General features: G+C 49.6%; 13 protein-coding genes. 6 read left to right on the top strand and 7 right to left on the bottom strand.

Annotated features, from left to right (window positions below; all coding sequences use genetic code 11):
• Positions 1 to 134: 134 nt before the first annotated feature.
• The 4 genes from hisD to FH974_RS23970 all read left to right on the top strand — a co-directional run bounded on the left by hisD (position 135) and on the right by FH974_RS23970 (position 3,984).
• The gene (gene hisD / locus FH974_RS23985; protein ID WP_207103874.1) at positions 135 to 1,427 is read left to right on the top strand and encodes a histidinol dehydrogenase; all 1,293 of its coding nucleotides are present in this window, start codon (positions 135 to 137) and stop codon (positions 1,425 to 1,427) included.
• A gap of 1 nt (position 1,428) precedes the next feature.
• A complete protein-coding gene (locus FH974_RS23980; protein WP_207103873.1) occupies positions 1,429 to 2,163 on the top strand; it encodes an SDR family NAD(P)-dependent oxidoreductase in 735 nt (244 codons plus the stop codon).
• A 92-nt stretch (positions 2,164 to 2,255) separates the two neighbouring features.
• Entirely contained in the window at positions 2,256 to 3,269 is a 1,014-nt protein-coding gene (locus FH974_RS23975) for a cupin domain-containing protein (RefSeq protein ID WP_207103872.1), read from the top strand.
• Position 3,270: 1 nt separating this feature from the next.
• On the top strand, positions 3,271 to 3,984 hold the full coding sequence (locus FH974_RS23970; protein ID WP_207103871.1) for an alpha/beta fold hydrolase: 714 nt from the start codon (positions 3,271 to 3,273) through the stop codon (positions 3,982 to 3,984).
• A 549-nt stretch (positions 3,985 to 4,533) separates the two neighbouring features.
• Here FH974_RS23970 and FH974_RS23965 read toward each other — a convergent pair.
• Together FH974_RS23965 and FH974_RS23960 are read right to left on the bottom strand one after the other, a co-directional pair.
• Entirely contained in the window at positions 4,534 to 5,550 is a 1,017-nt protein-coding gene (locus tag FH974_RS23965) for a nuclear transport factor 2 family protein (protein WP_207103870.1), read from the bottom strand.
• 97 nt (positions 5,551 to 5,647) lie between these two features.
• Positions 5,648 to 6,952 (bottom strand): MFS transporter, encoded by a 1,305-nt coding sequence (locus tag FH974_RS23960; protein ID WP_207103869.1) that lies wholly within the window; start codon positions 6,950 to 6,952, stop codon positions 5,648 to 5,650.
• 339 nt (positions 6,953 to 7,291) lie between these two features.
• On the opposite strand from FH974_RS23960, the gene FH974_RS23955 reads away from it, so the two are divergent.
• Positions 7,292 to 8,833 carry a sodium:solute symporter family transporter gene (locus tag FH974_RS23955; RefSeq protein WP_207103868.1) on the top strand — a complete coding sequence of 514 codons (1,542 nt, stop codon included), beginning with the start codon at positions 7,292 to 7,294 and terminating at the stop codon, positions 8,831 to 8,833.
• Positions 8,834 to 8,844: 11 nt separating this feature from the next.
• Complete coding sequence (locus FH974_RS23950) at positions 8,845 to 10,215, top strand: L-serine ammonia-lyase (protein WP_047886288.1); 1,371 nt, start codon at positions 8,845 to 8,847, stop codon at positions 10,213 to 10,215.
• 105 nt (positions 10,216 to 10,320) lie between these two features.
• On the opposite strand, the gene FH974_RS23945 is transcribed toward FH974_RS23950, so the two are convergent.
• From FH974_RS23945 to FH974_RS26495, 5 genes are all read right to left on the bottom strand, one after another.
• Positions 10,321 to 11,127 (bottom strand): helix-turn-helix domain-containing protein, encoded by an 807-nt coding sequence (locus tag FH974_RS23945; protein WP_047886287.1) that lies wholly within the window; start codon positions 11,125 to 11,127, stop codon positions 10,321 to 10,323.
• A 216-nt stretch (positions 11,128 to 11,343) separates the two neighbouring features.
• Entirely contained in the window at positions 11,344 to 12,168 is an 825-nt protein-coding gene (gene rhaD / locus FH974_RS23940) for a rhamnulose-1-phosphate aldolase (RefSeq protein ID WP_207103867.1), read from the bottom strand.
• An 18-nt stretch (positions 12,169 to 12,186) separates the two neighbouring features.
• A complete protein-coding gene (rhaM, locus tag FH974_RS23935; RefSeq protein ID WP_207103866.1) occupies positions 12,187 to 12,528 on the bottom strand; it encodes an L-rhamnose mutarotase in 342 nt (113 codons plus the stop codon).
• A 26-nt stretch (positions 12,529 to 12,554) separates the two neighbouring features.
• The gene (locus FH974_RS23930; protein ID WP_422894366.1) at positions 12,555 to 13,514 is read right to left on the bottom strand and encodes an L-rhamnose isomerase; all 960 of its coding nucleotides are present in this window, start codon (positions 13,512 to 13,514) and stop codon (positions 12,555 to 12,557) included.
• Positions 13,423 to 13,848 carry an L-rhamnose isomerase gene (locus FH974_RS26495; RefSeq protein WP_422894365.1) on the bottom strand — a complete coding sequence of 142 codons (426 nt, stop codon included), beginning with the start codon at positions 13,846 to 13,848 and terminating at the stop codon, positions 13,423 to 13,425. The genes FH974_RS23930 and FH974_RS26495 overlap by 92 nt, the downstream gene beginning before the upstream one ends.
• Between the last annotated feature and the right edge of the window lies 1 nt (position 13,849).

The following is a 13,849-nucleotide window of genomic DNA, read 5'->3' as shown; positions in this document are numbered from 1 at the left end:
GCCTTGGTGGATTTTTTGATGGTGGAGACAGTGTCTTGCTTAATGTTAATTTTATGTTTATCGTTGTTTTGCATTCGTATCCAAATATCGAAATTAACTTATCGTTTGCCTCAGCTCATCAAGGAGAAAGTCGCATGGCTCGCATTTTGAAAAACGGAATCACGGAAGAAGTCTCAGCATCAAACGACGCGAAAGTGCGTCAGACGGTGGAGAACATTCTGGCGGATATTGAGAATCGTGGAGACAGTGCCGTACGCGCACTATCAGAGCAGTTTGATAATTGGTCACCAGAGCAGTTTCGTCTGACACCTGAGCAGATTCAGGCGTGTGTCGATGCTCTGGATGAGTCTACTCGTCATGATATTGAATTCGCTCAGGAGCAGGTCCGTAACTTTGCGCAGATCCAGCGTGACTCGATGAAAGATGTCGAAGTGGAAACCCTGCCGGGTGTCGTGCTGGGCCACAAACATATTCCGGTCAACAGTGTGGGTTGCTACATCCCTGGGGGGAAATACCCGCTGGTGGCTTCAGCACACATGAGTGTCCTGACGGCTAAAGTGGCTGGCGTGAAACGTGTTATTGCATGTGCCCCTCCGTTTAATGGCCAGCCTAATGTCGCGATTGTTGCGGCGATGGCGATGGCGGGAGCGGATGAAATTTATTGCTTTGGTGGCGTGCAGGCCGTGGGTGCTATGGCTCTGGGAACCGAAACGATTGCCCCGGTCGATATGATTGTCGGCCCGGGAAATGCGTTTGTGGCAGAAGCAAAGCGCCAGCTGTTTGGCCGTGTGGGTATCGATCTGTTTGCGGGGCCGACTGAGACCCTGGTGATTGCCGATGAAGAAGGCTGTGATCCTGAACTGGCTGCTGCTGATCTGCTGGGCCAGGCTGAGCACGGTTATAACTCACCGGCAGTGCTGTTGACCAACAGTGTGCAATTTGCCGAAGAAACCATCAAAGAGGTTGAGCGTCAGCTGACGATTCTTCCGACGGCGGAAGTGGCAGGCAAAGCATGGGCCGATTATGGTCAGGTTATCGTGTGTAACAGCTATGAAGAGATGGTGGCTGTGGCGGATGAGATCGCTTCTGAGCATGTGCAGGTGATGACTCGGGACCCTCAATATTTCCTCACTAACATGACAAATTACGGAGCGCTGTTTCTTGGGCGTGAAACCAATGTGTCTTATGGCGACAAGTGTATCGGGACTAACCATACCCTGCCGACCAAAAAAGCGGCGCGCTACACCGGTGGATTGTGGGTCGGCAAGTTTATTAAAACCTGTACTTACCAGCGTGTCAGTGAAGCTGCCTCGCTGAAAGTGGGTGAGTACTGCTCACGGCTGTGTGCGCTTGAAGGGTTTGCCGGCCACAAAGAGCAGGCTGATATCCGGGTTCGCCGTTACAAAGGCAAAGTCGAAGAGGCGTGATATGTCAAAAATTGCCTTAGTAACAGGCGGCAGTGGCGGTTTAGGTGCCGCCATTTGTCGCAAACTGGCGCAGTCCGGTTACCGTGTTGTCCTGACTTACAACAGTAATAAACAGGCGGCGGAGGAACTGCTCTCTGTGTTGCCGGGGGGCGGCCATCTTGCTTATTCGCTCAATGTTGAAGATTCATCCGCCATCGTGGATCTGGCCGCTCAGGTCTCTGAAATCGGCGGTAAGCTGGACTTGTTAGTGAACTGTGCAGGTATGACCAAATTTGTTGCTCACTCCGATCTGAATGGGTTGAGTGATGCGTTGTTTGATCAGATCTTCCGAGTCAATGTCAGGGCCCCCTTTGCGATGGTCAGGGCGTTTACTCACTTACTCAGAAACGCTGGTGGCTGCGTGGTTAACATCACGTCTATTGCGGCGCAGACGGCCATGGGCAGCAACATTGCTTATTGTGCCAGTAAGTCGGCGACGGAAAACATGACTCGCTCATTGGCCCGCGCACTGGCGCCGGATATTCGTGTTTTGGCCGTTGCTCCTGGCCTCGTCGATACCGAATTCGTCAAAGGCTTAGATGACAGTTGGCGAAATCAACAAGAAATGTCGACGCCGCTGAAACGCCTGGCCAGTGATGATGAAGTGGCGAATGCCGTTTATGCGGCGGCGGAAGTGCTGACGTTTTCGACGGGTAACACAATTTCCGTTGATGGTGGCCGTCCGCTGGGAAACTGAGCCTTTAGCTTTAACAAAAGTGCATCTTACAAAGGACGTTTTATAAAAAGCGTCTGACTAAAAGCGCTGTAATGGATGAAAGGATTCTTATTATGTCTCTGCAACAAGCAATTGATCATAACCTGGTGCGTTACCTGGAGCTGATTCCCGGTACGAGTGCCTTCATTGATGCCCGTACGCCGGGCAGCGATATGAAAGACAACTTTTGTATTATTGGTGCCGGCGTGGCGGAAAGCAGTCGTCAGCATGTCCATATCCGTGAGACGGCAGGGTTTAACATAGGGGCGGCCGGTCAGCCGCCGGGTATTAAAAACTCTCTGCATTCACACCGCACTGCGGAGTTGTTTATTGTGTTTAAAGGCCTGTTCCGTTTTTACTGGGGCAACAATGGTGAACACGAAGCGGTATTGTCTCACGGTGATGTTATCTCTATCCCGACCAACTTGTTCCGTGGTTTCGAGGTAGTGGGGCGTGACTATGGTTTCATGTTCTCGGTACTGGGTGGCGATGACTCTGGTGGCGGCGTAACTTGGCACCCAAACGTAATCAAAGACAGTCAGGGCTATGGGTTGTATCTCAAAGCAGATGGTTCACTGGTGGATACCGTTGACGGTGATCCTATCCCGAACACGGAGGAGCTGATGCCGCTACTGACCCAAGACGAGCTGAACACGTTTGATAACTACACTACTGAGGAGATGATGCCATTTGTTGCGTTGCGGCGTGACTATCGCACGATCAGCAGCGATTTTTCTTCTTCTGGCGTAAAGCAATATGCGTTAACCGGTCATCCGGCCGCGGAATACGATTTTCAGGTAAAGAGTGCCGATGACGTAAGCATTATGGCGTATGAGCTGTCGGAAGGAGCCTCGATTCCAGCGCACAATCGTGGCGTCAAAGAAGTGCTTATTAACTTTGACGGTGATACCGAAGTCTGTGTCGAACAGGATGGCGAAGAGGCCCGTCTGGTAATGACTCGGGGGGATGTATTCAGTGTGCCGGAAGGGGCATCTTATGCACTGAAAAATCTTCGTGGCAATAGTTTTACCTACTCTGTGATGGGATCGGATCTGCCGGGTAAACCGGGATGTTCAAAAGGAGTGTAACATGGCACAGCCTCTGTCTTTGCTCTGGCTTCCCGGACTACTGTGTGATGAGACGTTGTTTGCTGAGGTGAATCAGACATTACCGAAATGGGTGACGCCAGAGACGGCTCAGCTGGGGTATTTGGACTCGATGACGCACCTGGCGAGTAAGGTGCTTCAGGAAGCCCCGGAGCACTTTGTGCTTGGCGGATTGTCGATGGGGGGCATCCTCGCATTTGAAGTATATCGTCAGGCCCCCGAGCGGGTGAAAGGGCTGATCTTATTGGACACTAATGCGGCTGATGAAAAACCAGAGGTGAGCGAGCGACGCAATGCGCTGGTGGAGCGCGCGCTGAATGGTGAGTTTGAGGCCATTACACCGGATGTTCTGATGCCGCTGCTGATCCATCCGAGTCGGTTGGGTGACACGCGGCTGACTGACTGCATTTCGACTATGGCCATTAATGTGGGTATCGACGCTTTTCAGGCGCATGCAAATGCTCTGGCTTCACGTCCGGATGCCCGACCGCTGCTACGTGATATAAGTGTGCCGACACTGGTGGTGACTGGCCGGGACGATTTGCTTTGTCCTATCGGTAACCATCTTTTAATGGCAGAGCAGATACCTGATGTCACTTTACACATCATTGCGGATTGTGGCCACCTGTCAACGTTAGAGCAGCCTGTGAATGTGGGTCAACGGATCAATGCCTGGTTAAGTCATCACTTTAGTTAACTTGATCGCTTTGGCTCCTCCACTATTTATGTTCCTCCACGACTTTGGTTCATTTGCCACTTTTCTTAACGCACCACTTTGGCTGAGCGATGGCTGTCTCTGAGTGACAACCTGATCTCGGCCTGAGTCATTGTAAATCAGACATTAGACCCGGTCGGAATAGAGTTTTAGCATCACAGGTGATTCAAACTCTTATCGTCGACGTGGAAGGTCACGCCAATATAAAAATTCCCCATCGAAGCATTCTCCCCGTGAGCAGTAGCCACATCTGATCGCCATTTATCTGGAGCCAGATGCTCTGCTCAGTCTCTTAATTTTTGCTAAAGAAAGCTTTTGAAGAAAACTTGTTGAAGAATGTTTGCTGAAGAGAACCACTGTGGGTTCTCGTCCGTGTTTGTTGAATCAATGAGAGACTGTCAGTCGAGACGGAGGCAACAGATCGAGGTAAAGAGTGCCTCATCCATGATGAGGCACAAGTTGGGTACTGACACCCGAACAGAGGAGCGTTCGGACGCTGGGACTGATTGTAAGATTGGCTTGAGGACTGGCTTAAAGTGAAGGATTCATGATCTTCTGTGTGCGCTCGAACACATCCAGACCTTGCTGTTTCAGCCAGTATGGCAGGTCAATCAGTACCCAGTTTTCAGAAAGTTTGTCACCGTCACGGTAGTAAACATCGACCACCTGCATATCGGCACGGATTTCACCGCCAGTCATTCCCAGGAAGCCGCCGATCGGAGTATTAGATAGGTTCGGCCAGCCGAAGAAACAAGCAAAGTTGCCTTCAGCAAAGCGGCAAACGTGGCCATTAAACTTCTTATCCTTCAGGTTATTACGGAAGGGAAGCTGGTGCTGCTGCTGGTAGCGTGGAATGGTATAGGAAGCGCCGATACCACACGGGCCGTACCAAATCATGTCTTTCGACCAGCTTTTTTCAAGCACTTCCGGCGGGCAACCCATCGCGCCGCTGTCGTTAAGAGCTGACAGGTCATCAACCATCTTGTTAACCAGAGCCAGTGTGGCAATGCCTTCTTCGGATGCCGCATCCTCAAACAGCAGGCCATCATGGTTACGTGGGCCCGGATACACGTAGTGTTTGCCGGTTGATGGTGGTAGTGGGTAACAACCTGCCTGATCCATGACACCTAGCAGATCCAAGAACAAACCTGTTTTCGTGATTTTACCGTTTTCAACACAGTTAAATTCTGCGTATCGGATGTTCATGATTTTTCCGGTTGGGCGCATTCCCAGATATTCCGTATCAAACAGCCCCATGAAGTGGCCCATGCTCATTACCCAGATTTCATCAGGATTGATTTCGTTATTACCGCCGATAAAGATGTCCTGACGTCGCTGCATGCGAGTCATTGATTTCATCAACGGTGACCAGAAAACGTCAGCGGCGGCTTGGGCTCCTTGCTGTTCGCGGAACGGGTACACGCCGCGCCATAAATAGTCGTCAGACGTATGAGCCTTCAGCACTTCGGCCACGTTTTCATGGGTTGCGTTTTCCATCGCCGAAAAATAGTTGCGAACAACACTTTTAGCTTCTTGATATTTCGCCATTGTAATCTCTCTTGTTTGCTGTCGAGCCCGCTTGGGCGCAGGGCTTGAAGATGTTTGGGGTTCCGGCTGGTTGTACCAACCGGATATGTCATTTCAGTCAGGCTTTTGCCGTTTGTGCTTTCTTGTTCTTGTCGAACAGACCGCCTTTGAGTGTTTCTGGTAGGGACAGCCACAACAGACCCGCCGCAATCCATACAACAGGGGAACCCCACATCGCCGTTTGCAGATCCGTACGCTCTTGAATGAAGATCAGTACCATTGGCGCCCACATGCCGATGATTCGGCCTCCGTGGAACAAGGCTGCGCCAAAGTTGCGCAGATGAGCCGGAAACAGTTCAGAGAAGTAACCGCCCCACACCGCAGAAGCCGAGAGGCCAAAGTTGTAAATCAGGCCGAGAATAGCCAGCATGTTGAGGCTGCCAATCATCAGATCTCCCGGTGCTACAAAGAAGACCGACGCCATGATGCCCGCCAATATGAAGCCAAAGGCATTCACTTTTCGGCCAAATTTATCGGCGATAGCCCCCCAAACCCAGGCACCAAACAGAGAACCAAACGCTGAGATGGAGAAAATGACGCCGATGGTGGAGCCGTCGAACTCACGCACTTCTTTCAGGTACGTTGTTACGAAGCCGCTGAAAAATTGGTAGCCGTAGAAGTTCAGACCCGCAAGAAGAAGACAGGTGATGGTGAGTATGCGATAGGGTTTGCTCAGCATCTCGCCCCAGGAGCCTTGTTTAGCTTTCGATTGGGTAGGATCTGCCTGTGATCCCATGTCTTGATCTTCTTCCCCGTAAGCGATCACTTTTTTATCGCTCGGTAGCACAAATACCATGGCCACGGCGGCGACCAGAGGCGGAACACCCCCGACCCACATCAAACTTTCCCAAGGGGCGTCAACGCTTGAAATAAAGGCGGCATACGCACCCATTACCATCAGGGCAACGGAGAACATTGATGAAGCAAATGCGGTCAGCTTCCCGCGTACTGTCGGGGTAAACAGGCCAATCATCAGGCTGACAGCAACGGTAAAATAGCCTCCCAGAGAAAGACCAATAATGAAACGCATCGCTGCCCAGGTTGAGTAGTCGGTAAACATCATATTAATGATGGTCGCGCCACCGTTTAACGCAGTGATGGCGATCAGCGTGGATTTCTTACCAAATTTTGTGGCGAACCAGGCACAGCTCAATGCGCCAATCAAGGCACCGACGGATTGCCAGGTATAGAACTGTGCAGTATCTGACAGGCTGATCCCGTCGTAAGCTTCAACAATATATGGGCGTACGTAATCAATAATTACAAAGTTATAACAATAGAAAAAGTAACCGACCAGAATCGCTAGATAGGCCGTTACCCTTTGAATCATAGGAACTTCGCTCATGTGTCGTTTGGCATTCATGACCGATAAACCTCTATTTCAATTAGGATTTGTGGACTTTTAAGTTCACGGATAATGATCGCTCAAGGATCCTTCCCGTTTTCATTGCGTTGAGGATAGTAATTTTTTTCCGGTTAAATGATCTGTGATCATTATCAAGTTTAAAATGAGTGCGTACCCATTTTGTGGGTTTTGGTGATCTGGATCTCACTCAGGAACTGGTTATACAGTTACTGAATAGTCTCTCAGTAATCTTGGTGATTCTAGTCACAGTTATGGTTGGTGTTTAATCCATGGTGGGTTTTTTTAAGTAATATGGCTCGAAAATCAATCACTGACAGGGATTAGGAAAACCTTAAAATGGTTACGTACTCAAGTTTTGTGGTGATCGCGTTATACGTATCAATTACCATTTTAATCAGCTATTTAGTGAATCGGCGCGACAAAGTAAGTGGCGACTTTTCTACCGGTGGCAAACAATTTGGTTGGTTTACCGCTGGTGTGTCGATCCTGGCGACTTACATCAGTGCGATGACATTTGTCGGTATGCCCGGTTGGGTATACAGCGCAGGTATGGAAGCGATGAGCGTTCATCTTAACTATCCCATTGTTATCTTTTTCGCCGTAGTCTTCTTTGTGCCGGTGTTTTACAAGCTGGGTTTGACGTCAATCTATGAGTATCTCGAACATCGGTTTGGGGTGTATGCCAGAACAATAAACTCTGTCGTGTTTATTGTTGTGCAGTGCATTTCAGCCGGTATCATCTTGTATGCGGTGTCGTTGATTCTGGTGCAGGTGCTTCCGATCAGTATCTCCGAGGCCATTATTTACATCAGTATCTTTACTGCAGGTTATACCTATGCCGGCGGTATCTCGACGGTGATATGGACGGATATGCTGCAATCGGCGGTGTTAGTGGCGGGCAGTATCGCCATTTTTGCGGTGTTGCTGATGGAAGTGAATACCGCGAGTGTGCTGTCTCGAGATCACCTCAATATTGTCAACCTGACGTTTGACCTAGGGGTCGACACTAGCTTGTGGGCGGGCGTGGTGGCAGTCAGCTTTTTGCACCTCAGCGTGTATGGCACCAACCAGTTAATTATCCAGCGTACCTTAGCCACCAAGTGCGAAAAAACAGCTCAGAAGTCGATGCTGCTTTGCGGCTATGGCGCTTTTTTCATTTATCTGTTTTTTTCGATACTGGGGGTATTGTTAAGCCTGTTCTATCAGGACACAACGTTTGCAAACAGTAACGAAGTGATCCTCGATTTTGTGTTTTACCATACCAACCCCGTCATCATCGGGCTGGTGATTGCTGCGTTGGCGGCAGCGGCTATGTCGACATTGGATTCTACATATAATTCGATGGCGACCGTTGTCACTTTCGACATTTATAAGCGCTTTGTACGCCCCGAAGCCCCGGGTAGTCACTATGACGGCATTGCCCGTAGAATGAGCCTGCTAGCTGCCACTTTAGTGGTTGTTCCGGCATTGCTGGCGGTTTCTAATGAATCTGTACTCAAAACCATTGCGAGTTTAACTTCGATTTTTGTCGGTATTCGACTGGGCTCATTTTTGTTGGGGTTATTTTGTGCCCGCGCGAATGAGGTGGGCATTATCGTGGGCAGTGTTGCCAGCGTGGCTGCGGTATTTGGCTGCATGATGCTGAACATCGCCTGGCCTTGGTTTGCTCCTGTCGGTACCGTTGTGTTCCTGTTATGTGGCATCGTCACCAGTTATTGGTGGGGGAGCAATACGGCGGAACAGCAAACCTTCTTCAAAAATCAAAAGTCCCTTTTTGCCAAGCCAACTGCCAGCCACTACGGTTTGCTGATGTTTGCGGCCGCAACCATTGCATTTTGTATGGTTATTCCTGATTGGCTTTATTCTGCACTGACATAATGAGTGAGTTTATGCTGTCTATTTTTGATATCTACAAAATTGGGGTCGGGCCTTCGAGCTCACACACCAATGGGCCAATGATTGCGGGATTCCAGTTCACCCGTTTGCTTAATTCAAAACTGGAATCGGTAGTTCGGGTTCAGGTGGATCTGTACGGGTCACTGTCACTGACTGGGATCGGGCACCATACCGACCGGGCGACGATACTGGGGCTGTTGGGCAATAAGCCGGATACCATCAAAATCTCAAGTGCCAATCAGGCGATGCGTCAAGCTATGGATAAGGGGCTGTTGTTGCTCGATGGCCGTCATGAAATAGCCTTCAATTATCAGACGGATATGCGGTTTCATCAGGAAAATCTGCCTCTGCATGAAAATGGGATGACCATTACCGCTTTGGACAGCCAGGGGCAAATCGTGGCGTTTGAGACCTATTACTCCATTGGCGGCGGTTTTATTGCTACTGGCGATGAGTTGCAAAATGGCAGTACAGAGAAACCGGTCGCTGTCGAGTTTCCTTTTTCTTCTGCCGATGAAATGCTGCTCAGGGCTGAAAAGAATGGGATGAGCTTGGGTGGCATGATTCTGCGAAATGAACTGGCATTTCAGGATATGGCAGCCATTAACACCAAAGCCGAACAAATCTGGCGTGTGATGACTCATTGTATGGAACGCGGCTTTGAAACAGAGGGCATTCTGGAAGGTGGGCTGAATGTCACCCGGCGTGCACCTAATTTGCTGAAAAAGCTGGAAGCCAATGCCGCCATTGAAAATGATCCGATGGAGATCATGGACTGGATCAATCTGTTCGCGTTTGCGGTCAGCGAAGAAAACGCGGCTGGCGGACAGGTTGTGACCTCGCCGACGAACGGTGCCGCAGGCGTCATTCCGGCAGTATTGATGTATTACCATCGTTTTATAAAGGCGCTGGATACCAAGCAGCTGAAAGATTTCCTCGCAGTATCAGGCGCAATCGGTATTTTGTATAAAACCAATGCTTCGATCTCTGGTGCGGAAGTAGGGTGTCAGGGTGAAGTGGGGGTCTCATCGTCAATGGCTGCCGCGGGGCTGACGGCATTGCGTGGCGGCAGTAACGAACAAATCTGCATGGCGGCGGAAATTGCTATGGAGCATTCACTCGGAATGACCTGCGACCCGATCGGTGGCCTGGTGCAGGTGCCTTGTATTGAACGAAATGCCATGGGGGCCATGAAAGCGATCAATGCGTCAAGAATGGCGTTAAAGCGTACCAGCAAATGTCTTATCTCTCTGGATAAAGTTATTGAGACTATGTATCAGACCGGCAAAGACATGAATAAGAAATATCGTGAAACGTCGCTAGGTGGACTGGCACTGATTCACATCGCGCCACCTTGCGAATAACCAGCCAATCACATCTGTACCGCCTCGGTGTGAGATTCGCTGGGGCTGTATGCTATTCGCCCTGCTCTTTAATTTTGTCCCGGCTCTGGGGCGCGTTTGCATTCTTTATCGAAAATCTGACGGTGTCTGGTTGGTAAAGCGTTTGAATTTGGTGCTGAAATAATTGCTGTCTTTGTAACCAACCTGAAAGGCGATGTCAGTGATTGACTGCTCTGAATAGTGCAGCAGGTTCATCGCGTTGTTGATGCGTACACGGTGAACGTAGTTATTGAATGAAAGATTAGTGATTTGCTTTATGCGGCGGCTCAATGTTCGTGATGATACGTTAAACTGGTCTGCCACCGTGTTAATGCTAATTTCTTCCGCATAGTTGTTTTGAATCCAGTCGATGACCTTAAGAATACTGTTATCCGCTTCGTTTTTAGAGGCTGATGATAATCGGCCACGAGAGAGTTCCACTACCAACTGTTGAAACAAGGCTTCAGTCATTAGCCGTGAATCCACGGTGTGATGCTGGGATTCATACTCAATTTGGTTGAGTAACAGGTTTACCTTTTTCATGCTCTCGGCAGTAATGAACCAACTGTTTTGTTCGTCTTCATCCTTGGGCAGCATGCTTTTCAGCAGCGGGGAGTAGGCCAGTTTGTTTTTCTTGAACAAGATATTGGTCAAATGCAGGTTATCGACTTGTTCGTACAGATGACGGTCTTTTGGGGAAAGGTAGCAAATATAGTTCTGTGACAAATTAGTCGGCACGTCGTTAATAATATGCTGACCAGCTCCTTTGGTCACAATAATAAGTTCATGAAAATCGTGAGCATGCTCAGGGTAGGCTTCCTGAGGCGAGCGTATTTCGGTACAAATTGTACTGTCAGACGTTTTGAAAAAGTCTTCACAATTTAATTGAAACATATTTTCATTCCTGGGGTCTTGAGCTTTTAAAGTAGATAAAACACTCAATAGGCTCAAGTGATGCAGATCATAGATATGATGTAGAAAAAATGGAAATATCCTGAGTGTGATCTTGCTTAAAAAAGCCTGGCAGTGATGAATTTCGCTGACAGGCTTTTTGATACTGAGATTGGCATCGTCAGATTGTCTACTGCTTGATTAGAGGCCCTTGTTATCTCAAAGATTAAAGGTGTCCTTCAATGCCTGCATATTTTCGACACTGACTCCTTCCGGTATAAACCCGCTTGCCAGACATTTCAGGAATAGCTTGGCCCCTTTATTGGCGACATCAATGTAGTCGAAAGCGGTTAATGCGTCGCTGCCGGTGGCTACAGCGCCGTGTTTTTCCCATACCGCAACATCGTGTTGAAGCAATTTGTCACGGGTGCCGTCAGCCATTGTTTTACTCCCTGGCATGCAGTAGGGCACGATACCAATTCCACGGGGAACAAAGGCTCTGACTTCCGGTAACATTTGCCAGCAAGCGTGGGTATAAGCTTTATCGCTATGGGCATAGTCAGGGTGGTGTGACAGGACAATCAATTCCAGTGGGTGGGTATGTACGACGCAGCGATCGTCGGAGCCGCTATGACGTTTGGCCATGATAATCTCGACATGTGAGATAAACTCGCTTGTCGGAGCAAAGTCACAGCGGTTACCCCCTCCCCACAGAAGGTGATAACCTTTGGCTTCATCATCAATGCGCAGAATACAGCCGGCTAAATCGGGACGGCGAAGTTCGCGGATGCGCTCACCAGTACCTTTAACGAAAAATATGTGTCCGGCACTATGACGCGGGAAAGTATCATCTCCAATCATTGCCAGCGTTTGGTATGGATAGCTATTAAGATCATCGGGTAGTTCGCCAAAAATATCTGTCAGTAAAACGGAAATGTTTCCCCCGTTGCGTTCTGCCCATTCCCGTTGCCAAAGATAGTCTGCCACTTCAGAGACTTTCGCGATTTCTGCCAGAACGGCATCATTCAGAATCAGTTGTTTCATGTGGTTGCCTGCTTGTCGTCACTCAAAATAAAACATGTCGGTTAGTGAGGTGTGTTTCGGAGATAAGTCGTCATTGACGAGCATGATGTCCGACATATAACACCACCATCGCTGACACACCTCGCTGTCGGCGATAGCCTGCCATCGAGCGGCATCGTCCACTTCCAGGTAGGCGAACAGCTGTAATGTCTCCGGATGGAGAAAAATCGAATACTGATGGGCACCATGGGTTTTCAGCAAAGTGGCCATTTCTGGCCAGAGTGCGTTATGGCGTTCTTTGTATGTTTGTTCTGTGCCGGGTTTGAGCTGCATCACCGATGCCAGCCGCAATTTTGGTCGCTGACTTTGTTGCTGAGTCATCTTTTTCTGCCTTTTGCTGAATCGGGTTAGCCTTCGCGGTGACGCAATATGGTTTCTTCATACGCTTTAACATGCTGCAACCAGTCGATACCTACGGGTACGCCCTGCTGATGGCAGTAATAGTCCCAAACGGCAGACCAGGGGGCGGTGCGTGATTCCTCCATCCAGGCGAGGCGAGCGGTGTAGTCGCCATCAATCTCAGCATGTTGAAGCTGGTGCTGAGGTTCCAGCATGGCTTTGAGCAGGGCTTTTCGCATGTTGCGGGTGCCGATGACCCAGGCCGCAATCCGGTTGATTGAGGCATCGAAGAAATCCAGCCCAATATTTACCCGGTTGAGTAGTTGATGACGGACAACCTCATTGGCAATCGCCTGGGTTTCATCGTCAAGCAGTACGACGTGGTCGCTGTCCCAACGGATTGGTCGGCTTACATGAAGCAGAAACTCTTTGACATACAAAGAGCAGGCGCTGATCTTGTCACTTATGACCTCGGTCGGATGAAAGTGACCAGCATCGAGGCACAGCAGGATGTCACGCGAACTGGCGTAACCGAGATAAAACTCATTGCTGCCAACGGTGTAGGCTTCGGCACCAATGCCAAAGAGCTTACTCTCGACCGCATCTTTGTGGTATTTCACATCAATAGGCTCGGCGATGATTTCATCCAGGGAAGCCATCAACCGCTGTCGTGGTCCCAGTCTGTCGTAGGGTAAATCCTTCATGCCATCTGGAACCCAGATGTTCATCACCGACGGGGTACCCAGTTCTTTGCCAAAGTACTCAGAGATGCGGCGACTGGCTTTACAGTGGTCAATCCAGAATCGGCGAATGACAGGGTCAGGATGAGACAGGGTCATACCATCTTCACTCAGCGGGTGTGAAAAACAGGATGGGTTAAAGTCGAGTCCGGTACCGGTTTTTTTTGGCCCATTCGACCCAGTTTGCAAAGTGTTCCGGGCGAATGTGATCGCGCGATACCGGTTCATCGGCTTCCAGATAAAGCGCATGCAGGTTCAGGCGTTTGCAACCGGGAATCAGGTTGAATGCCTGATTGAGATCCTGACGTAATTCCTCTGGGGTACGGGCTCGTCCGGGATAATTACCGGTGGCCTGAATGCCGCCGCTCAAGGTCTGATCCGGGTTTTCAAATCCTCGTACATCATCGCCTTGCCAACAGTGAATAGAAATAGGGATGTTATCAACAGCCTGAATTACGCTGTCGGTATCAATACCGAGCTTCGCAAAGTGGTTTTGGGCTAACTGGTAGGCCGTTTCAATGGCATGAGTTGGTGACAGAGTGCTGGTCGCGGTGACTGGCATG

The organism is Photobacterium ganghwense, assembly GCF_017329545.1.
GTDB classification, from domain to species: Bacteria; Pseudomonadota; Gammaproteobacteria; order Enterobacterales; family Vibrionaceae; genus Photobacterium; species Photobacterium ganghwense.
This window is presented reverse-complemented; position numbering and strand designations above follow the sequence as displayed.